Genomic DNA, 22434 nt, shown 5'->3' with positions numbered 1-22434 from the left:
TCATGAAAAACATTCAAAAAATAGGGCTTGGTTTATTTTTAACAGGTCTTGCTATATTTATTTCGCTCATATTTATTGGTAAATATGAAATTACTCCACAATTGTTAGATGAAACAATATCTAACAGAGGTATTAAAAGCGAACTCTTTATCAATGATTTAAAATCTAATGTTGTTGATAAAGGATTTTCTAACCCATTTACATTTTCTTCAAAAATCACATCTGCTTTAGAAACAGCAAATGAAATGCATAAGCAAAATAACGAATGGGATAAAGTAATTTGGAGCAAGCCTCATAGTTTTGCTTACGAAATAGCTAAAAGTGCTGGAGTTAGTCCAATAAAAGAAAACAAAGGACTATTCTGGTGGCTAACATTCGGTTTAGGTATTATAGGGTCACTTATGTTTATTATTCCTAACGTGATAACTTTAGGACCAGCAGGAATAAAAAATAATGGCATATTTCATAGTGCATCAACTAATAGAGGATGGATTGGCTGGTTTGCTTTTATCTTTCTAGTTGGCTTTTATATTTTACTGTATTTTAGGCCAGATTATATTGTAAATTGGGTTTACCTTGTAGACCCAATTAGCAAAAGTTTAAGTGGGAACCCAGCAAGCCAATGGTTTTTGTATGGCTTTTTATATTGTACTGTAATGACAGTTATGGCCATTCGAATGTATATAAAATATCGCCATAACAAATATCAAGTATTACGAACAACTTCAGTTCTATTCTTTCAAATTGTCTTTGCTTTTTTAATTCCAGAAATTTTAGTGCGTTTTGAAAAACCATGGTATGATTTTAAAAATGCATTTCCTTTAGATTACGATTTCTTTTTTAAATGGAATTTAGACGAACTTATTGCAAGTGGCGGTTTTGGACTATTCATTCTTATTTGGGGAATTATCCTAACTTTAGTTATTGTACCACTAATGGTATATTTCTTTGGAAAACGGTGGTACTGTTCTTGGGTTTGTGGTTGTGGCGGTTTAGCTGAAACCTTAGGAGATCCTTATAGACAGTTATCAGACAAATCTGTTAAAGCATGGAAACTAGAACGCTGGCTAGTTCATGGTGTTTTAGTTTTTGCATTAGTCATGACTGGGTTTACCTTGTATGCTTATTTTTCTGGAGCAGATGCAGTATTAGGGATTAAAACACAGACAATTCAAGATATTTATGGCTTTTTAATTGGTTCGATATTCGCAGGTGTTATTGGTACAGGGTTCTATCCTATTTTCGGAAATCGGGTATGGTGTCGTTTTGGCTGTCCTTTAGCTGCTTACATGGGGCTTGTCCAACGCTTTAAATCACGATTTAGAATTACAACTAATGGCGGACAATGTATTTCTTGTGGAAATTGCTCTACCTATTGTGAACAAGGAATCGACGTGAGAGCCTATGCTCAAAAAGGCGAAAACATAGTAAGAGCAAGTTGTGTAGGGTGCGGTATTTGTTCTGCAGTTTGCCCAAGAGGTGTTTTAAAATTAGAAAACGGACCAGGAAAAGGACGTATTAATCCTACTGATGTTTTATTGGGTAATGATGTTAACTTAATGGATTTGGTAAATCAAAAATAATGCGCTATTTAATTGTATTCTTATTGTTTTCCTCGCTTTCCTATGGTCAAAAAAGTTATCAAAAAAGTTATTTTGATAATGGTAATCTAAAATCCGAAGGTTGGATAAAAAATAATCAAAAAACAGGTTACTGGAAATTCTATTACAAAAATGGGCTTATCAAAAAAGAAGGGCATTATTCAACAAATAAACCTATAAAATATTGGTATTTTTACTCCGCAAATGGTACTAAAAAAAGTGAAGGGCATTTTAAAAAAGGTGAAAAGTCAAATTGGTGGTTATTCTATGATGATATGGAAAAAGTTAATCACAAATGCCAACTTAAACACAACCAGAAAAATGGTTATTGTTTAATGTACAAAAATGAAAAACTTATTTCAGCAGCTAAATTTAAAGCAGGAAAAAAAATTAAAGAATGGACAGATTTAAAAACATTCAAAAAAGAAAATAATTTATTAGACCTACAATGACACATATAAAAGTCATAATCCCTGCTTATAATGAAGCAGACTCCATTACGCATGTAATTAATGATATTCCAAATATAGTTGATGAAGTTATTGTAGTTAGTAACAACTCATCTGATGATACCGAAATGAATGCAAAAAAAGCGGGAGCTACAGTATTATTAGAAACAAGAAAAGGTTATGGATATGCTTGTTTAAAAGGGATGGATTACATTGCAAATCAAAATGAGAAACCAGACATTATTGTATTTTTAGATGGGGATTATAGTGATTATCCTGAAGAATTAACCAAAATTGTAAATCCAATTATTAAAGATAATATAGATTTTGTAATAGGAGCTCGAGTTAAGCGACTTAGAGAACAAGGTTCTATGACGTTTCCTCAAATTTTTGGAAATTGGCTAGCAACTACTTTAATGACTTTATTTTTTAGAGCGAAATTCACTGATCTTGGCCCGTTTAGAGCTATTAAATATAATAAGCTTTTGGCTTTAAACATGGAAGACAAAACCTATGGTTGGACGGTAGAAATGCAACTAAAAGCATTAAAACAAAAACTTACATATATCGAAATACCAGTAAATTACAGAAACAGAATTGGTGTCTCAAAAGTATCTGGTACGGTAAAAGGTGCTATATTTGCAGGCTTAAAAATTTTAGGTTGGATTTTTAAATACAGTATTAAAAAATGATTCTAGACACAATAATCATAGTAGTATACACTATAGCGCTATTACTTATATTTATGTATGCGTTGGCGCAATTAAACTTACTATTCAATTATTTATCTTCTAAAAAAAACAACGCTTCTTGTGAGTCTTACGATTTATCAAATCCAGACGAAATCCCTTTTGTAACTATACAATTACCTGTTTACAATGAAATGTATGTTATGGAGCGTTTGCTTGATAATATTGCTAAAATAGATTATCCAAAAAGCAAATTAGAAATTCAAGTTTTAGATGACTCAACTGATGAAACAGTTGAAACGACTAAGAGGCATATCAATAGGCTTCAAACCAAAGGTTTAGACATACAACATATTACTAGAACTGATAGAAAAGGGTTTAAAGCTGGAGCACTTAAAGAAGGTTTAAAAACTGCAAAGGGGGAATTTATTGCCATTTTCGATTCAGATTTTTTACCAAAAAAAGATTGGCTAAAACGTACCGTCCCATATTTTAAAGACGAAAACATAGGTGTTGTACAAACACGTTGGGGTCACATCAATCGTAACTATTCAGTGTTAACTAAAATTCAAGCATTTGCTTTAGATGCGCATTTTACGCTTGAACAAGTAGGTAGAAATAGTAAAGGTCATTTTATCAACTTTAACGGAACTGCAGGGGTTTGGAGAAAGACCTGTATTATTGATGCTGGGAACTGGGAAGGAGACACTCTAACTGAAGATTTAGATTTAAGTTACCGTGCACAATTAAAAAACTGGAAATTTAAGTATCTTGAAGATGTTGAAACTCCAGCAGAACTTCCTATAGTTATAAGTGCAGCACGTTCGCAACAATTTAGATGGAATAAAGGTGGCGCAGAAAACTTTAGAAAGATGATGTGGAAAGTATTAAAAAATAAAAACATTTCATCTAAAACAAAAGTTCATGGTTTACTTCATTTATTAAATAGCACTATGTTTTTAAACATCCTTATTGTTGCTGTATTAAGTATCCCAATGTTGTACATTAAAAACGAGTATGCTCATTTAAAACTCTATTTTTATGTCATGAGCTTTTTTGTAATAAGCACCTTAATATTTTTTATATGCTATTGGATCATGTACAGAAAAATGTATGGTGGTGGTATTAAAAATTTTATGAATTATATAGGGATGTTTTTTGTGTTTTTCTCAATAGCCATGGGTTTTTCATTGCACAATTCCATTGCTGTTTTAGAAGGCCATCTGGGGAAGAAAAGCGAATTTGTACGTACACCTAAATTTAATATTAGTACTATAAAAGATGGTTGGAAAAAGAATAAATACCTAAAAAAAACAGTTTCTATACACGTTATTTTTGAAGGTCTTTTAATGCTTTATTTCGCCTTTGGTATGTATAGCGCATTTGTAGTAGGCGACCAAGGTGGTGATTTTGGATTGTTCCCTTTTCACCTCATGCTATTTTTAGGCTTTGGTTATGTTTTTATTAAATCGCTAACTTCTAAAGTTTAAATCTCCTTGGTTTTTTTATCTAATTTAATCTGTAGCTCTTGTTTTAATTTTTCAACTAATTCTGGATAATCATAAGCTATATTGTTAGTTTCTTTTTCATTCGTAGAATGATCATATAATTCCACAAAGCCGTCTTTATGAAGCACCAATCTATGTGTTGAGGTTCTTAAAGTGGCTGCATAATTGTTATATGCTAAGGCAATATGACCAACTGAATCTTTCTCTTCTAAAACTTTTTTTAACGAAACACCTTGGGTGAAATTAGGTATGTCTAATCCGGTTAGCTCACATAAAGTTGGAAAAACATCAAGGGTTTCTACAATAGCATTGGTTTTAAAACCTTTCTTTTTAATTCTAGGATCATGAATTATCAAAGGAGCATGCAACGACTCCTCAAACAAGCTATGCTTACCCCATATAGCATGCTCACCTAAATGCCATCCATGGTCGCCCCAAAGAATAACTATAGTATTTTTATCTGCTCCAGTTCGTTTTAATTCTTCAAGAACTTTTCCAACTTGGGCATCGGCGTAACTAACACAAGCTGCATAATGCCGTCTAACCTCATCAGCAAATAGGCCATCATTATTTGGGTCTTTCCCCCATCTATTATATTGCTTAAATTCTCCTGAATTATGCCATGTAGTCTTTCCTATTGGTTTATTAGAATGCTTTATATCAGGAAATTCAGCATCTTCATATTTGTCCAAATAAGCTTTGGGTGCTCCAAAGGGTAAATGTGGTTTAATAAAGCCTACTGCAAGAAAAAATGGTTTTTCATCATAAGTTGTAAGCCTTTTTAATTGCTTTAATGCCTCTTCAGTAATGGCACCATCAGGGTAGATATTATCATCACCATCTACGGATTGAAAAACATCCATTTCACTAGACTTTACGCGAATTTCTCCATGTGCTAACCCGTGCATCATTCCCCGTGGATGCTCCCATTCTGCAACTGGCATAATATGCTTATCCCAGCCATTAGGTATTTCAATAATAGTACTATCATTCCAATTCACTCCCCCTCTTCCTCCTGGGTGATGAGATACTTTTCCAACTGATATTGTTGTATATCCTTGATTTTTAAACCATTCTGGCATACTTGGGTCAACCTGTTCTCCTTTTAATATTTTTCTTGAGCGTAAAAAAAGAGCATTGTTACCCGAAGCTCCATATTTACCAGTTAATAATGTATAACGCGATGGTCCACAACTTGGCGAATTAACATAATGTCTTTGAAAGGAAACTCCTTTGTCTGCAAGCTTATCAATGTTTGGGGATATTATATATTCTGCACCAAAGCTCTTTAACTCTGGACGAAGATCATCAACACAAATTAAAAGTATGTTTGGTTTTTTTTCAACTAATGCTTTTTTACAACTTGATATTAATAGGATTGGTATAACCAAACAAATAATCAATAATGATTTACTTCTCTTCATTATATTAATACTTTTAATTTATAGAAGTATTTACAGCATAGAAACTAAACTAACCCAAAAAGACTTAATTTCTATCGAATTAGCTTATCAATCCTTGTCGATTTTTTTGTATTTATTTTTGTTTTTCTTCCAATCAATAAGTTTAGATGGGTAGTACTTAACATTCATACGGTCTAAAAATGGTGTTTGATTTGCTAATCGCACTTTGTAATTTTCCCAATCTCGATTCTCTTGAGTCGTCCAACTAAGCTCAGAGTAACCAATAGCTCTTGGAAAAGCCAAATATTCGAGTTCTTCAATGTTACTAATAGTTTCAGACCAAAGTGGTGCTTCTAACCCCAAAATATTTTTTATTGGTATGCCTTCATAAGATTCTGGTGTCCATATATATGCAGTATCTACAGGAATATAAGCTGCCCAATGTAAACCGTGTTTGGAAAGTGTATCATATTTCATATCTAAATACGCTTTCTTAGCAGGCGACATAATTATCTTCATTCCCTTATCTACAGCAGCTTGAGCGTTTTTTTTGCTAGCCCAAAATTGAGCGATTGAGGTTGAATCTATATCTGCAGTTGCAACCTCATCCCATCCAATCATACGTTTGTTGTATTTTTGAACAATCTTCTCAACTTTATTTACAAAATATATATAGTCTGGCTTTTTAGTTACATGACTCTCGTCTCCACCAATATGAATATACGGTCCAGGAGTAAGCGCTGCTATTTCACGAATTACATCATCAATAAAAGTATAAACAGTGTCTTTACGCGTATTAAACGTACTAAAGCCAACCTCTGTGCCTTGATACAATTCTAGTTTTCTTCCATTTCCGTTTAAAATCGGGTAAGAAACTGAAGCTGCATTAGTGTGCCCAGGCATATCAATTTCTGGTATAACTGTAATATGATGCTTTGCTGCATAATCAATAATTTCAGTATAATCTTCTTGAGTATAAAATCCTCCTGATTCTCCACCTACTTCTGTACTTCCTCCTATTTCAGTTAGTTTAGGCCATGATTTAATTTCAAGACGCCAACCTTGATCATCTGAAAGGTGCAAATGCAATACATTGTACTTATAGTATGCCAAAATATCAATATACTTTTTTACATCTTCTACACTAAAAAAATGGCGTGCCACATCCAACATGCTTCCTCTATATTCAAACTGAGGGTTATCAATAATTTTCCCTGTTGGGATAGTCCATATTTTAGTTCCAGCTACCAGCGTATCATTACTTGTTTCAGGAATAATCTGTCTTAAAGTTTGAATGCCCCTAAAACTACCTGCTGCTGTATTTGAATTTAGAATTATTGAGTCTTGAGTAATGTGCAATTGATACCCTTCTTTACCTCCAACATTAATACTATCAGATTGATTAATATAAATAACGGTTTCAATACTTGGTAGATCATTTACATTTACCTGCACATCTAAATTTGTTTTTGCTTTAATCTTTTTTGCTAAAAACTTACCAACCTCATCAAAACCTTCTACATTTTTAGAAGTATATATGGCGGTATATTTATCAAGTGCAAACCCGTTATTAGATGGAATTACTTGTAAAGGTTTTGGGATAAAGTTTTCTAAAGATAAATCAGTTTTCGGAAAGTTAATTACCCGCTCCTTTTTTTGCTTTGAACAAGCCATAAAAATAATTACAAAAAATAAAGTTACTAAGGTTTTAATTGCTCTTGATCTTACCATAATTTAAATTGAAACTAACTATATTATACATTACATAAACAAGCTAACGAAGTTATCTAATTTCTCTCATAAAATCAAGTAAGTGTATCTATATAAAAACCGACAAACAATTAATATTATATTTACTGTATGCTTTTAAACCCTGTCTTTTTTAAATTAAACAAAACACCACTACTTTTAGCGTTAGTAAGCTTACTACTATACATTTCTTTTGCTTATGATTTGATTCGTACAGATTATATAAAACTGGTTATGCTATATGGTGCTTTATGGTTTTTGTTTTACAAATTGGTACAATTTTTAAAAACAAACATTAAACTTTTAACTTGGTTAGCATTTGGACTTAGAGCCATATTTATTTTAGCTATACCAAATCTATCTCAAGATTTTTATCGTTTTATTTGGGATGGCAGAATGCTTTTAGAAGGTTTTAACCCTTATTTATTTACAGTAGATTCTTTTATTAGTAAAGGTGAGTTTCCTGTGGCTCAAGCACAAGAATTATACAATGGCATGGGCACTTTAAATGCTAGCCATTTTACTAACTACCCTCCTATTAATCAACTTTGTTTTGTTATTGCTGGGTTGTTTACAGGAAAAAGTATTTTAGGATCAGTAGTTATAATGCGTCTCTTGATTATTATTGCAGATTTTGGGACGTTATACTTTGGTAAAAAATTGCTCACAAAGCTAAAAATTCCTGCATATAATATCTTTTGGTATATTTTAAACCCATTTATAATCATTGAATTGACTGGAAATCTTCATTTTGAAGGTGTTATGATTTTCTTTTTAGTTTGGAGTTTATACTTATTGCATATTGGCAAATGGCAATTTGCTGCTATTGTTTTGGCTTTATCAGTTTCTGTTAAATTAATTCCACTGATATTTTTACCTTTATTATTTCAAAAGCTTGATTGGAAAAAAAGCATCGGGTTTTACTTAATCTTAGGCTCTATAACCTTATTACTTTTTGCTCCATTTTACGCTTCTGAATTTATAAATAACTATACTGAAACAGTTGCTTTATGGTTTCAAAATTTCGAATTTAATGCAAGTATTTATTATATAGCTAGAGAAATTGGTTACTCATTTAGAGGCTATAATGAAATTGCAATTATTGGAAAAATGACGCCAATAGTAGTCATCTTTTTTGTTTTAATAATTACTTTTTTTAGAAAAAACAAAACAACGATTCAATTAATAACAGCAATGCTATTGGTTTTATCTTTTTACTATTTCACAACCACAACTGTACATCCATGGTACATTGCTACTCTTCTAATATTATCAGTATTTACTAAATATAAATTCCCGTTAGTATGGAGTATAGCAATTATACTTAGCTATTTGGCTTATATAAATGTTGATAAAGCCGATAAGTCTGAAAATCTATGGGTTATTGCTTTAGAATACTTAATTGTTTATAGTGTATTCGTATGGGAAGTTTTTTTAAATAAAAAAAAGGAGGTTAAAAAACCTCCTTTAGAAAAAATTTAATAGGCTACTCGCCTAATAGTTTTTAAAACATAAACCTCAGCACCATCACCTGCTTTGGTTTTTGCCGTAACTGCGTATGTTATTGAAAAAATTTCACCATTAAAGGTATCTGACTTTAAATCAAATTGTTCTAAAATTTCAGCGCTTATATCGCTAAACTCTATTGTTTTGGCATCTTCATTTCCATTAGCTATTGTAGTAAAAGAGTAAGTTTCACCATCAAATCCATTGAAAGTAGCATTGGTAGCTATTTCATCTTGTGCATTAGTGGCTGTAGTAAAGCTTAATGTAAAAATGCTTACTAGCACTAAAAGATAATTTCTCATAATTAAAAGTATTTTAATGTTTATAAATGATTTGGGTAATAGGAGTTCACTCCTATTCAATTTTTAATAACTTTTGCGCAAAATGTTATCCTTAATTATTTAGATATACGCACATAAAAACCAATTGGTTTTTAAACATATAAACATTAACACGTCATTAAGACAAACATCGATAAACAACATACTTTGTTAAGGTTTCATGTGTTGATACAAGATATAGAATTGTTTTCAATTTACTTAAAAAAAGGATTTTTTAAAAAATCTAAATCAATTTAAGACTATCTATTCTGTAAATAAAAACATCATTTTCTTTACTATCTAATACTTCAGAAAATGTTAGTTTAAATGATTTATCTATAAAGGAATCATCTTCTTTTAAATTGTATTTGTATAATGCCTTGGGATGAATTTCTTCAAAATCTATTAGTAAACCATCTTCAAATAGAAATGAATAAAAATTGTTTTTAAAAACTGCCGTTTTCATAATAATATGTGTAATCACTTATTTAGACAAGCAAATGAAACGCATATATTTTAACAGAAAGTTTTCTAAATATTAAATAAAGTTAAAGCATTTTAAGCATATTTAACTCTTGCTCGGTTAAATGCTTCCAACTACCACGTGGAATATCTTTTTTAGTCAAATGCCCAATAGCCACACAATCTAAACTTTCTATCTCATACTTTAAATAATCAAAAATAGTACGGATAATGGTATTGCCCGTATTTTTGATTTTTAAACCTATTTCTTTTTTCGAAGCACCATCAATATAGCTAATCTCCTCAACAGCAATCAGTTTCCCTTGAACTTTAAAACCTTCTTGAACTTTTTTTAAATCTTCAAGTCTTAAATTTTTATTTAATTCAATATGAAACAAACGTGCAACGCCATTTTTAGAATTAGTAAATTTATCGACTATAACATCATCATTTGTAAATAACAACAAGCCTTTTGAGTTTCTCCCCAAACGCCCAATAGGTTTAATACGTGAGGCTGTAGCATTTGCCACCAAATCCATTACAGTACGTCCTTTTCCTTCGCTAGTTGTAGTAGCAAACCCTTTAGGCTTATTAAGTAAAACGTAAGCTTTCTTTTCTGGATTAATTCGAGCTCCATCATAGCGAACTTCATCTCCAATTTTTACTTTGTAACCCATTTCTGTAATTACCTTTCCGTTTACAGAAACCAATCCTGTAGCTATATGCACATCCGCTTCACGACGTGAACACATACCAGAATTAGCAACATATTTGTTTAAACGAATCTCATTCGGGTTAGATGGCTTTTTAGGTTTAGGGTCAGTTCTTTTAAAAGTTGCATTACCTTTAGCATAACTCTTTTTAAAGTTCTTTTTAGAACCTTCTACTTGAGTTTTTCCTTTTCTTTGTCCACCTTGTTGTTTACTCATTACTTTAATTTTGCTGCAAAGATATAGCTAAAATTACTATTGACGATTTAAGAATGAAGAATTGTTTTTAATCGTTAAACTTAACCGTAGATTGTCGTTCTCTATTCACAGATAACTTAGTTACATCTGGACGCGAGTAATGACCAACTGGGTCAAAATTTTGGCGCTCTTGCAGCACCCTATTAAAATCAATAGTTTCAATTATCAAACCTTCTTTATTTAAAACAGGTTCTATAACCCATTCGCCGTCAGGTCCTGCAATACAACTACCTCCATTAGCCAAAATATTTGGAGCATTTTCTAGAATCTTATTTAAGTGTGGTGTATCTTCAGGAAAATCATTTTTGTTCATTAAGCTAGAAACCGAAATAACAAAAGATCGCGATTCTCTTGCAATAAATCGTGTTATATCTTTGGTATTATGGTCACTCCCCGGCCATACGGCAATATGCAAATTTTCTCCTAAGCCATACAAAGCTGCTCGTGGTAAAGGCATCCAATTTTCCCAACAGTTAAGTCCTCCTACCTTAAATTCTTTAAGCGAATGTACTTGCAACCCATTACCATCACCAGGTGACCATGTTAAGCGTTCATCGTAAGTGGGTTGTAATTTTCTATGCACAGATTCAATACTTCCTTCTTGATTTATATACACTAATGAAGCATAAATACTGTGCCCTCCTCTATCTAAAGGCCTCTCAATTACACCTAAATAAACTGCTATTTTATGTTGCCTTGCTAATTGAGAAACCACATCTAAATCGCCTTTTTCAATTGTAATAGAATTAGATACGTAATGAGCGTGCAATTCTTTATTTACTTTTTTATTCCATTCTGCTCCTCCAGTTAATGCTAACCAATAAGGATAACCAGGAACTAAACCTTCTCCAAAAACAATAAGCTCCACGTCACTTTTAGAGGCTTCAATAATTGAATTTTCAACTTTTTTTAATGTCTCTAATTTATTCAACCAAACTGGTGAAATTTGAGCTAAAGCTACTTTAAGCATGTCTTTCTTCATTTAAATTCTGTTTAATACTAAATCAACATTAATTAAAACAATACTAAAAACACCAGCTAAAATGATGAATTTTAAAATATTATGTAGTATTAAATAATGTGTTTTTGTTTTTGATATCCATAGTAACAATAAAAACCCAAAAAGCAATACAATACATAAATAAAAATAGATGTACATATAACCAATTTCAAAATGGTACACCAATAAATATATAGGAACTAAGGTTAGTACAGCCAGTATAGTTAGCATTACTTTTGATACTTTTTCGCCATAAGCAATTGGTATTGTTTTATAATTTAAAAGTAAATCACCTTTTATATTTTCTAAGTCTTTGGTGAGCTCACGCATAGACACAATTAAAAACAGAAACAGAGCATGTACAAAAATGACTGTTTCAAAATTTTTATAATACATAAAAATGGCAAAAAAAGGTGTAATGGTTAAAACAGCTGATGTTAAATTACCTATAAATGGGAGTTTTTTTAATTTATGTGAATAAAACCAAATACCAAATATGTAAACTGAAAAGAATATAACAGGTTTAAACGACACGTAACTTGCCATAATAACCGCAATAAAATTCAATACAAAATAGAATGACAATTTTGTGTTTTGGCTTACCAACCTATCTAATTTTGATTTTTGCGGACGATTAATTAAATCCTTTTCTGAATCGTAAAAATTATTGATAATATAGCCTCCTGCAATAGTAGCAGCTGATGCTAAAACAAGCATAAACAGGTTAATATCAAAAAGAATACCTTTAAGAGGCTTATCGTGTGCAAGAATATATATGGCTGCTAAATATTGAGCAATAATAATTACCAAAATATTGTAACCACGAACCACAGAAAACATGCTAAAGAATTTTAGCAATACATGTTTTTGTTTTCGAGAAAGCATAATGTAAGTTAGAAGTTGTAAACTACCTCTAATTTATAATCTTTAAGCGTTTTTTGAGCAACATCAATATTTTCGGTAAAACCTAAAATATATCCACCTCCGCCAGAACCACAAAGTTTCAAATAGTATTCATTTGTTTCTATACCCTTTTTCCAAAGTTCATGAAACTGCTTTGGTATCATAGGTTTAAAGTGATTTAAAACTACTTTTGATAATTGCTTAGTATTACTAAATAATGATTTAATATCCCCTTTAAGAAAATCATCAACACAAGCATCAGTATGCTTAATAAACTGATCTTTAAGCATTTTTCTAAAACCTTCTTGTTTCATATTCTCCATAAAAATATGAACCATAGGAGCAGTCTCTCCAATTATTCCTGAATCTAATAAAAACACAGCACCTTTACCTTCACTTTTTTGGGAAGGAATTCCAGTAGCCTCAATGTTATCTTTAGAGTTAATAAGAATTGGAATACTTAAATAGCTATTTAAAGGGTCTAACCCTGAAGATTTTCCATGGAAAAAGGACTCCATTTCAGAAAAAACAGATTTTAGCTTAAGTAATTTTTCTCTTGTTAAATTCTCTAAAACTGTAATTTTATCTTGAGCGTATTTGTCGTAAATCGCAGCTACTAATGCACCACTACTACCTACACCATAACCTTGTGGGATTGACGAATCAAAATACATCCCTTTATCTACATGCTTCTGAAGTGTATCGATATCAAAGGTTACTAATTCTGCATCAATGTTACTTAAATAACTAACAAAATTCTTTAAACTTCTATTAGATTCTATAGCTTCTTCAGATGGGTTTTCGTCCATCTTTAACGCGCCATTATAAAAATTATATGGAATAGACAGTCCTTTAGAATCTTTAATGATTCCATACTCCCCAAAGAGTAATATTTTTGAGTAAAAAAGAGGTCCTTTCATTTAGCAATTTTTTGATTCGGTTTTGCAAAATTACAACAGTTTCGCCCCAAATCCAATTCTATCACTAATATAGTGACCATTTTGGCAATATGCAACTAATTCATTTTTAATGAATTCGTTAACTAATTCCGATTCAGCTTCTGGGAATAATACATGGACATTAGCTCCTGCATCTAAAGTAAAACAAACATTAGAATTAGTTTTTTCTCTAAACGCCCATATTTTATTGATAATTTCCAAAGTATTAGGTTTCATCAAAATAAAATACGGCATGCTAGTCATCATCATTGCATGCAACGTTAGGGCTTCGCTTTCAACAATATCAATAAAAGCCTTTAAATCTCCATTTTTTAATACACCTATAAGGCTAGAAAGGTTTTTATGCGCTTGCTTAAATCGTTCTTCGGCAAATGGGTGATTATGCATTAAGTTATGTCCTATCGTACTACTCACTTGCTTTTCGCCTTTATCTACTAATAAAATAGTGTCTTGATAGTTTTTAAAGTTTTGATGAACTTCAAAAGAGTATTTTACTCCAAAAAGGTCTGAACTTTCAGCAATATCTTGATGTTTACCCCAAACTACTAAATCACCTTCAAGACTTCTACTAGCACTTCCAGAACCTAATCGTGCTAAAAAGGATGCTTTTTGAATAAAATATTCATCTGTCACTTTGACTCCGCTCAATGACCGTTCAACACTCATTAAACAAGAAGCTAAAGCACTCATTCCTGATGCTGATGAGGCAATACCAGAACTATGCGGGAATGTATTTGAGGTTTCTATTTTAAAATGGTAGTCTTTTAAAAATGGTAAATAAACTTCAATACGTTTAAAAAAAGTTTCAATTTTTGGTTTAAAATCGTCTTTATTTTCTCCATCTAAATATACTTCAAAAGAAAAATCATCATTGTTTTCTTTTTTAGAAAAACTAAGCGTGGTAACTGTTTTACAATTATTTAGCGTAAAACTAATGGATGGGTTTTCAGGAATTTGATGTTCCTTTTTTCCCCAATACTTTACTAAAGCTATATTACTTGGAGAGGACCATGTATAACTTCCATTTTCTAGTGTTTTTGAATATGATTTTAAAATAAAGTCTTGTTCTACCATCAATCAATTTTATTCCGACAAAGACTGTCTAAAGACAGGATATTTTATCTTATATTTTCAGCAAAAATAAGTAAAATCTAATCGCCTTTTTCATTTTCCAAAGACATTGCTAGTAATTTTACCATTGTATTATAATTTCTAGCAGTCCCAATTGTTTTGAGTTTTCGTTCAAAAAAATTCATATTGAATTTGGCTTTACCATATCCTTTTTCGCAATAAAAATAAATGCAATCATTAATGATGTAATATTCTTCACCTTCATAAACTTTTTCTGAAGCGATCTTTACCAATTCTTCTTCTGGTAGATTATGCAACATCGTAAAGTAACTTTTTATTTTTTTTTCTTCAGAAAATGGACAATTATTAAAAATAGTCTGTAGATGTTTTCTTGTTCTAACTAAAACAGAAACCTCAAAATCAAAATGCGAGATAATTGCACTTTGCATCATTTTTTCAATGTTTTGAGTGCTTGTATCTGAAGATTGGAAAACTACATTTCCGCTTTGTATGTATGTTTTTATATTTTTTAATCCTGATATGGCAAGCAACTCTCGTAACTCTTCCATCGGCACCTTTTTGTGCCCACCAACATTAATTCCTTTTAATAAAGCAATATAAGTATTCATTTATTTTGATATAGATTTTGCAGCAATGTAAGCTCCTGTCCATGCGTTTTGAAAATTAAACCCTCCAGTTATAGCATCAATATTTAATACTTCTCCAGCAAAATACAAGTTTTTGTGCAACTTACTTTCAAATGTTTTAAAGTTTACCTCCCTTAAGTTTATGCCTCCTGCTGTTACAAATTCTTCTTTAAAAGTACTTTTGCCGTCAACTTTAAAAACCGCTTTAGTTAATTGCATTGCCAAATCTTCCAATTGCTGTTTATTAATTTCTGCCCAAGTTTTGGTTTCATGAATATGGGCTGCTAAAACTAATTGTTGCCATAGTCGTTTTGGTAAATCAAATTGCGAAAATTTAAACACTGTTTTCTTATTTAAATCTTGTTTTAATTGTTTTAGAATAGCTAAACAATCTTCAAACGGTTGTTCAATAAAGTTAACTTCAATAGAAAATTTATAATTGCGTTTAGCCAATTCTAATGCTCCAAAGGCAGATAATTTTAAAATAGCTGGAGCGCTCATTCCAACATGAGTTATAAGTAATGGCCCTTCTGATTCTAAATTAGACTTTACAACTTTTACCTTTGTATTTTGCGCAACAACTCCAGGAATATTTTTGATGCGCTTGTCTTTTATATTGAATGTAAATAATGACGGAATTGGTTTTGAAATGGTATGATTTAATTGCTCAAGCAACTTCCACATTTTTGGATTACTTCCTGTTGCTATCAATACCTTTTCTGAAGTAAAATCGCCTTGATTGGTTTCCAATAACCAGCTTTTAGTATTATTTTGAATAGATTTAACCGAATGGTTATACAAAACATCAACATGGTTCTTTTTAACTTGATTTAAAAAGCAGTCGATAATGGTTTGTGAAGAATTTGAAACTGGAAACATTCGTCCATCTTCTTCAATTTTTAATTCAACGCCTTTTTTCTCAAACCACTCAATAGTATCTCCAGTCATAAATTGATGAAATGGCCCTAGCAATTCTCTTTCTCCTCTTGGGTAATTTTTAGTTAATTCTGAAGGAATAAATTCGGCATGTGTTACATTACAACGCCCACCACCAGAAATTTTAACTTTCTGTAAACCTTCTTTTCCGCGTTCAAGAATAGTAATTTTTAAACTTGAATTTTGTTCAGCAATATTTATGGCTGCAAAAAAACCCGCGGCTCCTCCTCCTATAATAATAACATCGTATGCTTTCATAAGTTTTAAAAACGGTGTAAATTTAGCATTATAAATTATCTCTACTAAATGAATAAGTTTCTTTTATCTTTTATACTACTTACATCTTCTTGCAGTACAGGAAACTTAAAAATTATTGCAGATTTACCTAAAGCATTAAACGAAGCTTCTGGGATTGAAACTAATAATCATTCTGATTTAATATGGATGGTAAATGATGGTGGAAATGCATCTAAATTATTTGGGCTTTCAAGTGATGGAAAAATAAAAAAAGTACTAAAAATAAATGCTAAAAATAACGACTGGGAAGACTTAGCGTCTGACAAGGAGGGAAACATATATATTGGTGATTTTGGAAATAATGCTAACAAACGCAAAAATTTAGCCATTTTAAAAATCAGTGTCGATTCTTTAAACAATAAAGGTAAAATTAATATAGAACGTATTTCATTTAACTATCCTAATCAAAATAAATTCCCACCGAAAAAGAAACATTTATATTTTGATTCTGAAGCATTTTTTCATTTTAATGATAGCTTGTACATATTTACTAAAAGCCGTGTAAAAGGTGATTTTGGTAAAACTGATTTGTACAGAATCCCTGCAAAACAAGGCAAACATATTGCCGAATATATATCTTCTTTTAATTCCTGCCCAGAAATAGATTGTTGGATTACTTCTGCAGATATTAGCGATGATGGTAAAAAAGTAGTGCTTTTAAACTCAAAATCTGTATGGGTCTTTATCGATTTTAAAGAAACTGATTTTTTTAGCGGAAAGGCAATAGAATTCCTGTTAAACCATAATTCGCAAAAGGAAAGTATTTGCTTTAAAAATAAAAATACACTTTATATTTCAGATGAAAAGGCACATGGAGTTGATGGTAATTTATATAAGCTTGAAATAAATTAACCCACTATTTCTTGTTATATAAAATTATGATTACCTTTATTTAATAAGAATTTTCTATCATTTTTTATGGAAACTCAAGAACATAAAAATCATCAAAACTTCCGCATAGCATCCAAAAAAGACCGGATAAAAGGATAAAAGTTCTTTATATAAACAAGTTAGCAAACATATAACCAACCAATGAAAATTTTCAAAATATTTATAATCTTACTTCTATTCATTGGATGTTCTGAAAATAAAAATCGAATAACGGAATTCGACAAAATATTAGGTAAAGAAAATAGCGAAACTCTGAATTTGCTTGTATCTGAATTTGAAAATGACTTTCTAAAAAGACAATATCCGAATTTAGATACCAAAAGTGCTTATGAAAAATTTGTGACTGAAATTAGTGAAGGCAAAACCGAGCATCTAATTGAGTTTTCAGAAAAATCTAGAAATCTTTTTAATGAAAGTACTTTAAGACTTGAAATCTATTGTGTAGTTGACTCAACTTGGATTGAAAAAAATCCATGGAACGATAAAGCTCTATTAGTTAAAGGCAGAACTAAATGTCTCAATTCTGACGGAACATTTGAAAATGGTTTAATGGAAATGCCATTTAATGAAAATGAAATTTCAAGAGATTCGATACAAAAAAGATATATGAATTTTGTGGAATCAAATTTTAACGGAAAATATCTTAAAGCCCTGAATTCAATTTCTGATAAGTCTGATTTCTGGAGTTCTTTTGTAAAAGACAGAAATGATTTTGGAATTATAATATCTGAATTCATTGCCAAAAGAATGTTGGCACATAAAGTGGATTTTGATGATTATTATATAAAAAGATTAATTGTAACTGAATTAAGTTATTAAAATACGTTTGCTAACAACGTGTAAAAATAATTGCTTGTGACTTGCCTACTTGGAAATTCCTGCGGAATTTCCAATGGTTTGGTTCATTTTTATTAAGTTAGTTGCTGAAACACGCAACTATTCTTACACAAACACGTTGTGGTGCATATAACAAAATGAGAACTAACATTAAAATATCGTTTCTGATTTTACTGATTTTGACAATAATCGGATGTCAAAACTCTGACAAAAAAGAAGAACAATTAGTTCACAAAGAATTTGGAAAATGGAAAACAGAAAATGACAGTCTTGGAGTTGAATTAGATATTAACCGATTTAACAACTGGAATGACTTACTAGAACGGACTGAAAAAATTGTTTGTAATGACAGTTTGCCCAAAATAACTTTAACAACAGACAAAGAATTAAAAACCATTTATTTCCGCAATCCTTGTTGGGAAGACTTTGCTTGTATTTTAATCAAACAAAAAAATGTAATTGAAATTCATAACGATACGATTAATAAAAATGATGAAAATTTCTTCCCTTTGGATAGTTTAGAAAGCGTTTTAAAAAGAGACATTGAAAATAATGGGAAAAACCCAAAATTAAGTGATAACCCAGAAAAACTACTGATTTATGTTTCTTACGATAACAAAAATGGATTTAAAAAATTACCTAAAACTTTAAACCAACTGACTGAAACCTATAACCGAATTACAAATAAAACGGATATTAAGATATGGTTAAATGAAAAAATTTATTTTATTCCGCCGCCGCCACCGAAAAAACTAAACGAAATTGAATAAAAAATACGCACCACAACACCGTATAAAAATAATTGCTACATTGTGCTTAACCAAAGGTCGTTGCTGTTTTGCTACATCTGATTTTCCTGCGGAAAATCCTCGCACACAAAACCGCAACTATTCTTATACATAAACGTTGTGCATAATTTGAGAAACTCACTAAATGAAAAATAAATTTGGAATTTTATTAATAATTCTCTCTTTAAATTCCTGCAAGAATGAACCAATTTGTTCTGTAAATGAAAATAATGCTGGAAAAGAAATTTTTGATTTAGATGAGGCGTCTTGCTTCATAGCATTAAAACTGGACAAAAAAGCATCTGATTTGAATTTGATTCGTGACGCATTAGTTGCGGAAGAAAACTATATGAATAAAATTGGACTGACTTCCAATAATCCGAATTCGGAAAACGAAACAGAACTAGATATTGAATTAGATATAAACAGACTCGCGGAATATGCTCTGAACGAGGAAAAAGTTGACTTAACAAAAGATTACCTACTCGAAATCTATGATACTGAAATTGAGTATTTAAAATTCATTGGAGTAGTAATTGAGTAAAATGTATGAGAATTAAGAGTTTTATAGTAGTTAAAGTAATTGTAATATCAGTTCTATTTTCTTGTGCAAATTCAGAAAACTTCAAACTAGATTTACTTTCAAATGATAAAGAAAAAATTATAAAAGCGAGTTATGAATTGGGAGAAATTCGAGATACGACTTCTGTGAAAAATCTTTTAAATAAAGCATTAGACCCAAGAATTACACATAATTTAAAATTCTATGGTTCTTCAGTAAACTATAGCAAACTTATTGCTTTACAAAAAATATCTAATAATGCTTATACCGAGAAAATAAACCAACACCAAGTAGATACAATCGCAACTATTTTCTTTCGAGATTGGGCAATTAAGAATAAATACTTGAAAAACGAAGCAGAAGTTGATATTAACTATTATTAAAAAACTATGCACAACAACGTGTATATTTAATTGCTTGGTCTGTGTGTACTCGGAAAATCCTGCGGATTTTCTATTCAGTTTGTATTTGCTAAATTAGTTGCTTAAACAACGCAACTAATCTTATACAAAAACGTTGTGCTTCATTATGAATCGAACGATTTTCTAAATCATAATTAAAATGGAATTATTTAACTATATCGCTATTGCCTTTTCATTTGTTTATAGTACTGCAGCAATTAGACTTATAGGCGGATTGTCCGCAGCAATAAATAAAAATAGTAGATATGTAGTCCACCTATTATTTATTGTAATTATGTTAATTAGTATTATAACTAGCTTTTGGGGAATTTGGGCACATAGAAATCTCGAAGACTGGAAATTATATAAATTTATTTTCCTACTTATTGATGGTGCACTGTACTATTTCATAGCGACAGTTTTAGTTCCAGAAAATCCTAACGAAGTTGACTCTTGGAGAGATCATTATTATAAGAATAAGCATAAGCTATTTTATGCTATACTAACATTTTTAGTGTATATCCAATTAAATGGTTTTGTTTTGACTGGCGAATTTTACTTTGGTCCAGAGCAATATTTCCATATAATTTCTCTTATTCCTATATTTTTTGGTTTGCGGAGTAAAAATCACAAAGTTCATCTTGTTATTGCTTGTTTCTATATAATAACGACTTTGACAATGATGCTAACTGTGGCCTCTGAACCAGGATGGGTAAGTCAGTTGTAAAATAACGAAAGTACGACAACGTATATAGTTCATTGCGTCTGAAATTCCCTTCGGAATTTCCTCGCAGCTGAACAATGGGTTCTTTCCTTTTTGCTATCTTAGTCTTTACGCAACGAAACCATACACGAACACGTTGTAACACATTACTCAAAAAACTCTGGCAATAAATTTTGAAATTCCTTTTTTCCTTTAGAAGTAAGAAAAGGGAATAATATACTTATGAATGTATTTACGTGATAATCTATATTTCCTGTATTCAATTTATTCGAATAAAGATGACTAGAATATAACCAAGTATTACCATAATCAATCATTCTTTCCGCTAGAAAATTATATTCTAATTCAAAAGATGATTCTTTCATCAAATCTTTTACTTTCATTTTTTTAAATAACAAGAAACACCCCTCAATTCTTTTTTTATATACCTGTTGAAAATGTTTTTGTACTTTACTATTTATACAAATAAGATTATATAAGTCAGTCCAAAAAAAATTATAATCTAACATTCTCCTCATACTTCTCTCAATATCAATTTTAACTTGTTCAATTGAGACTTCAACATTAGCTAACAGGTCAATTCTTTCGTCAAATTCTGAAACCATTTCAAAATACAAGGCCTCAAAAATATCTTCTCGTTTTTTGTAATGATAATTTAAATTTCCCGAACTCATATTCATTTTTAAGGCTATCATTCTTATAGTTACATTGTGATATCCTTTTTCATTGAATAAAGTCTTAGCTGCTTCTAAAATTAGTTTCTTTTTTTTGCTCATTAGTAAACTTGTCCTAAATAAATATTTTTAGTAAACTTGTCCTAAAAATACAAAATGAAATCATTATATAAATCACAAATTGGAAAAAAAGAGATTATAAGTCTTTATGATCAAAAATTAAAGGACTTAAATATTGATTATAAATACAAACTCATCAATACGAGTTTTGGAAAAACCAATATTATCGTGATTGGAGATTCCACGAAACCACCAATATTAATAATCCACGGTTCAAATGGATGTGCTCCAATTTCATTAGAAACCTATCCAAATCTTTACAAAGATTTTCAAGTATTTGCAATAGATGTTCTTGCGCAACCCAATAAAAGTGCGGAAAACAGGTTGAGTATGAAAGACGACAGTTATGGTTTTTGGATGAATGAAATTATAAATAAACTAAGCCTAACCGATGTAACTATGGCTGGTTTTTCGTTTGGAGGTCTAATTATACTCAAAACATTAATTCAAGATGAAAAAAACATTAAAGTAGTGTTTTTATCTGCTCCTGCTTTTATTGTAAATGGTAATCCTATAGTTTTATTATTTAAGGTTTTTATTCCTATGAAGCTCTATATGAAAACTAAAAAATCAAAGTATCTTGAGAAGTTTTTAAACACTCTTTTTACAGAACCAGATACATTCGCTCTTGAGTATTTATCAAAAGTGTTTTTATATTTTAATATGGACTTCACACCTGTTCCTGTAATAAAAGATTCTGAAGCCAAATTAATAACCACTCCAATAAATATATTTGCCGCAAAAAAAGATATTATGTTTCCTGGAATAAAAATGCTTAAACGTGCTAGCAAAATTTTTCCATCTTTAAACAATACTATTTTATTAGAAAACTCTAAACACGTCCAAAACAGAATTGATAATAATAAAATAGAAAAAATAATATCGAGAAAATAACGTATTACAACAAAGGCTAAAAACAGAACCTAACCTACCAAACCGATTTTCCGTATTTTAGCTGGAACGTTGGCA

24 protein-coding genes are annotated in these 22434 nt (G+C 30.6%); 12 read left to right on the top strand and 12 right to left on the bottom strand.

The genetic code is table 11. From position 1 onward, the window contains the following. Window positions 1-2 precede the first annotated feature (2 nt). From M3P09_RS03505 to M3P09_RS03490, 4 genes are read left to right on the top strand one after another with little or no spacing between them, the layout of a single operon-like run. Entirely contained in the window at window positions 3-1583 is a 1581-nt protein-coding gene (locus M3P09_RS03505) for a 4Fe-4S binding protein (RefSeq protein ID WP_249972045.1), read from the top strand. Further along, window positions 1583-2053, top strand: coding sequence for a toxin-antitoxin system YwqK family antitoxin (locus tag M3P09_RS03500; RefSeq protein WP_249972044.1), 471 nt, complete (start codon window positions 1583-1585; stop codon window positions 2051-2053). Before M3P09_RS03505 ends, M3P09_RS03500 begins: the two co-directional genes overlap by 1 nt. Next, window positions 2050-2742, top strand: coding sequence for a glycosyltransferase family 2 protein (locus M3P09_RS03495; protein ID WP_099564607.1), 693 nt, complete (start codon window positions 2050-2052; stop codon window positions 2740-2742). Before M3P09_RS03500 ends, M3P09_RS03495 begins: the two co-directional genes overlap by 4 nt. Next, window positions 2739-4229 carry a cellulose synthase family protein gene (locus tag M3P09_RS03490; RefSeq protein WP_249972043.1) on the top strand — a complete coding sequence of 497 codons (1491 nt, stop codon included), beginning with the start codon at window positions 2739-2741 and terminating at the stop codon, window positions 4227-4229. Before M3P09_RS03495 ends, M3P09_RS03490 begins: the two co-directional genes overlap by 4 nt. Here the strand turns inward: M3P09_RS03490 and M3P09_RS03485 are convergent. Then, window positions 4226-5671, bottom strand: coding sequence for a sulfatase (locus M3P09_RS03485; protein ID WP_249972042.1), 1446 nt, complete (start codon window positions 5669-5671; stop codon window positions 4226-4228). The two genes, M3P09_RS03490 and M3P09_RS03485, sit on opposite strands and share 4 nt — an antisense overlap. Before the next feature lie 87 nt (window positions 5672-5758). Then, window positions 5759-7381, bottom strand: a complete 1623-nt coding sequence (locus M3P09_RS03480) for a beta-N-acetylhexosaminidase (protein WP_249972041.1) — start codon at window positions 7379-7381, stop codon at window positions 5759-5761. A gap of 129 nt (window positions 7382-7510) precedes the next feature. Between M3P09_RS03480 and M3P09_RS03475 the strand changes: the two genes are divergently transcribed. Further along, the gene (locus tag M3P09_RS03475; RefSeq protein ID WP_249972040.1) at window positions 7511-8881 is read left to right on the top strand and encodes an MptA/MptB family glycosyltransferase; all 1371 of its coding nucleotides are present in this window, start codon (window positions 7511-7513) and stop codon (window positions 8879-8881) included. On the opposite strand, the gene M3P09_RS03470 is transcribed toward M3P09_RS03475, so the two are convergent. From M3P09_RS03470 to M3P09_RS03430, 9 genes are all read right to left on the bottom strand, one after another. Beyond that, window positions 8878-9207 (bottom strand): hypothetical protein, encoded by a 330-nt coding sequence (locus tag M3P09_RS03470; RefSeq protein WP_099564612.1) that lies wholly within the window; start codon window positions 9205-9207, stop codon window positions 8878-8880. The two genes, M3P09_RS03475 and M3P09_RS03470, sit on opposite strands and share 4 nt — an antisense overlap. Window positions 9208-9469: 262 nt before the next feature. Beyond that, on the bottom strand, window positions 9470-9691 hold the full coding sequence (locus M3P09_RS03465; RefSeq protein WP_249972039.1) for a hypothetical protein: 222 nt from the start codon (window positions 9689-9691) through the stop codon (window positions 9470-9472). 82 nt (window positions 9692-9773) lie between these two features. After that, a complete protein-coding gene (locus M3P09_RS03460; RefSeq protein WP_099564614.1) occupies window positions 9774-10616 on the bottom strand; it encodes a pseudouridine synthase in 843 nt (280 codons plus the stop codon). 67 nt (window positions 10617-10683) lie between these two features. Beyond that, window positions 10684-11637: a carbon-nitrogen hydrolase family protein gene (locus tag M3P09_RS03455; RefSeq protein ID WP_249972038.1), complete on the bottom strand. Its 954-nt coding sequence runs from the start codon at window positions 11635-11637 to the stop codon at window positions 10684-10686. Next, entirely contained in the window at window positions 11638-12540 is a 903-nt protein-coding gene (locus M3P09_RS03450) for a geranylgeranylglycerol-phosphate geranylgeranyltransferase (RefSeq protein ID WP_099564616.1), read from the bottom strand. It lies immediately after the preceding gene. A gap of 8 nt (window positions 12541-12548) precedes the next feature. After that, a complete protein-coding gene (locus M3P09_RS03445; protein ID WP_249972037.1) occupies window positions 12549-13478 on the bottom strand; it encodes a mevalonate kinase family protein in 930 nt (309 codons plus the stop codon). Window positions 13479-13508: 30 nt separating this feature from the next. Next, window positions 13509-14591, bottom strand: a complete 1083-nt coding sequence (locus M3P09_RS03440; RefSeq protein WP_249972036.1) for a diphosphomevalonate decarboxylase — start codon at window positions 14589-14591, stop codon at window positions 13509-13511. Between the two features lie 77 nt (window positions 14592-14668). Then, complete coding sequence (locus M3P09_RS03435) at window positions 14669-15217, bottom strand: DUF1697 domain-containing protein (RefSeq protein ID WP_249972035.1); 549 nt, start codon at window positions 15215-15217, stop codon at window positions 14669-14671. Further along, a complete protein-coding gene (locus M3P09_RS03430; protein WP_249972034.1) occupies window positions 15218-16429 on the bottom strand; it encodes a BaiN/RdsA family NAD(P)/FAD-dependent oxidoreductase in 1212 nt (403 codons plus the stop codon). Window positions 16430-16477: 48 nt separating this feature from the next. Here M3P09_RS03430 and M3P09_RS03425 point away from each other — a divergent pair, with 48 nt between their 5' ends. From M3P09_RS03425 to M3P09_RS03400, 6 genes are all read left to right on the top strand, one after another. Next, the gene (locus tag M3P09_RS03425; RefSeq protein ID WP_249972033.1) at window positions 16478-17320 is read left to right on the top strand and encodes a hypothetical protein; all 843 of its coding nucleotides are present in this window, start codon (window positions 16478-16480) and stop codon (window positions 17318-17320) included. Between the two features lie 297 nt (window positions 17321-17617). Further along, on the top strand, window positions 17618-18178 hold the full coding sequence (locus tag M3P09_RS03420) for a hypothetical protein (protein WP_249972032.1): 561 nt from the start codon (window positions 17618-17620) through the stop codon (window positions 18176-18178). A 197-nt stretch (window positions 18179-18375) separates the two neighbouring features. Next, window positions 18376-18966 carry a hypothetical protein gene (locus M3P09_RS03415; protein ID WP_249972031.1) on the top strand — a complete coding sequence of 197 codons (591 nt, stop codon included), beginning with the start codon at window positions 18376-18378 and terminating at the stop codon, window positions 18964-18966. A gap of 163 nt (window positions 18967-19129) precedes the next feature. Then, the gene (locus M3P09_RS03410) at window positions 19130-19528 is read left to right on the top strand and encodes a hypothetical protein (RefSeq protein WP_249972030.1); all 399 of its coding nucleotides are present in this window, start codon (window positions 19130-19132) and stop codon (window positions 19526-19528) included. 5 nt (window positions 19529-19533) lie between these two features. Continuing rightward, window positions 19534-19929 carry a hypothetical protein gene (locus tag M3P09_RS03405; RefSeq protein ID WP_249972029.1) on the top strand — a complete coding sequence of 132 codons (396 nt, stop codon included), beginning with the start codon at window positions 19534-19536 and terminating at the stop codon, window positions 19927-19929. Window positions 19930-20107: 178 nt separating this feature from the next. Further along, window positions 20108-20674 (top strand): hypothetical protein, encoded by a 567-nt coding sequence (locus M3P09_RS03400; protein WP_249972028.1) that lies wholly within the window; start codon window positions 20108-20110, stop codon window positions 20672-20674. Window positions 20675-20817: 143 nt separating this feature from the next. On the opposite strand, the gene M3P09_RS03395 is transcribed toward M3P09_RS03400, so the two are convergent. Then, a complete protein-coding gene (locus tag M3P09_RS03395) occupies window positions 20818-21447 on the bottom strand; it encodes a TetR/AcrR family transcriptional regulator (RefSeq protein WP_249972027.1) in 630 nt (209 codons plus the stop codon). Window positions 21448-21501: 54 nt separating this feature from the next. Here M3P09_RS03395 and M3P09_RS03390 point away from each other — a divergent pair, with 54 nt between their 5' ends. Next, complete coding sequence (locus tag M3P09_RS03390) at window positions 21502-22359, top strand: alpha/beta hydrolase (RefSeq protein ID WP_249972026.1); 858 nt, start codon at window positions 21502-21504, stop codon at window positions 22357-22359. The last annotated feature ends 75 nt before the right edge of the window (window positions 22360-22434 follow it).

It is taken from the genome of Jejuia spongiicola, assembly GCF_023502325.1.
Lineage (GTDB): Bacteria > Bacteroidota > Bacteroidia > Flavobacteriales > Flavobacteriaceae > Wocania_A > Wocania_A spongiicola.
Note: the sequence above shows the minus strand (reverse complement) of the source record. Positions and strands in the feature narration are given on the sequence as shown.

Bases quoted from the DNA above. Each gene is read 5' to 3' on its own strand.
- M3P09_RS03505 (WP_249972045.1), top strand. From the start codon at position 3: ATGAAAAACATTCAAAAAATAGGGCTTGGTTTATTTTTAACAGGTCTT.
- M3P09_RS03430 (WP_249972034.1), bottom strand. From the start codon at position 16,429: ATGAAAGCATACGATGTTATTATTATAGGAGGAGGAGCCGCGGGTTTT.
- M3P09_RS03450 (WP_099564616.1), bottom strand. From the start codon at position 12,540: ATGCTTTCTCGAAAACAAAAACATGTATTGCTAAAATTCTTTAGCATG.
- M3P09_RS03500 (WP_249972044.1), top strand. From the start codon at position 1,583: ATGCGCTATTTAATTGTATTCTTATTGTTTTCCTCGCTTTCCTATGGT.
- M3P09_RS03480 (WP_249972041.1), bottom strand. From the start codon at position 7,381: ATGGTAAGATCAAGAGCAATTAAAACCTTAGTAACTTTATTTTTTGTA.
- M3P09_RS03445 (WP_249972037.1), bottom strand. From the start codon at position 13,478: ATGAAAGGACCTCTTTTTTACTCAAAAATATTACTCTTTGGGGAGTAT.
- M3P09_RS03475 (WP_249972040.1), top strand. From the start codon at position 7,511: ATGCTTTTAAACCCTGTCTTTTTTAAATTAAACAAAACACCACTACTT.
- M3P09_RS03455 (WP_249972038.1), bottom strand. From the start codon at position 11,637: ATGAAGAAAGACATGCTTAAAGTAGCTTTAGCTCAAATTTCACCAGTT.
- M3P09_RS03410 (WP_249972030.1), top strand. From the start codon at position 19,130: ATGAAAAATAAATTTGGAATTTTATTAATAATTCTCTCTTTAAATTCC.
- M3P09_RS03390 (WP_249972026.1), top strand. From the start codon at position 21,502: ATGAAATCATTATATAAATCACAAATTGGAAAAAAAGAGATTATAAGT.
- M3P09_RS03400 (WP_249972028.1), top strand. From the start codon at position 20,108: ATGGAATTATTTAACTATATCGCTATTGCCTTTTCATTTGTTTATAGT.
- M3P09_RS03495 (WP_099564607.1), top strand. From the start codon at position 2,050: ATGACACATATAAAAGTCATAATCCCTGCTTATAATGAAGCAGACTCC.
- M3P09_RS03485 (WP_249972042.1), bottom strand. From the start codon at position 5,671: ATGAAGAGAAGTAAATCATTATTGATTATTTGTTTGGTTATACCAATC.
- M3P09_RS03470 (WP_099564612.1), bottom strand. From the start codon at position 9,207: ATGAGAAATTATCTTTTAGTGCTAGTAAGCATTTTTACATTAAGCTTT.
- M3P09_RS03460 (WP_099564614.1), bottom strand. From the start codon at position 10,616: ATGAGTAAACAACAAGGTGGACAAAGAAAAGGAAAAACTCAAGTAGAA.
- M3P09_RS03395 (WP_249972027.1), bottom strand. From the start codon at position 21,447: ATGAGCAAAAAAAAGAAACTAATTTTAGAAGCAGCTAAGACTTTATTC.
- M3P09_RS03490 (WP_249972043.1), top strand. From the start codon at position 2,739: ATGATTCTAGACACAATAATCATAGTAGTATACACTATAGCGCTATTA.
- M3P09_RS03440 (WP_249972036.1), bottom strand. From the start codon at position 14,591: ATGGTAGAACAAGACTTTATTTTAAAATCATATTCAAAAACACTAGAA.
- M3P09_RS03465 (WP_249972039.1), bottom strand. From the start codon at position 9,691: ATGAAAACGGCAGTTTTTAAAAACAATTTTTATTCATTTCTATTTGAA.
- M3P09_RS03405 (WP_249972029.1), top strand. From the start codon at position 19,534: ATGAGAATTAAGAGTTTTATAGTAGTTAAAGTAATTGTAATATCAGTT.
- M3P09_RS03435 (WP_249972035.1), bottom strand. From the start codon at position 15,217: ATGAATACTTATATTGCTTTATTAAAAGGAATTAATGTTGGTGGGCAC.
- M3P09_RS03425 (WP_249972033.1), top strand. From the start codon at position 16,478: ATGAATAAGTTTCTTTTATCTTTTATACTACTTACATCTTCTTGCAGT.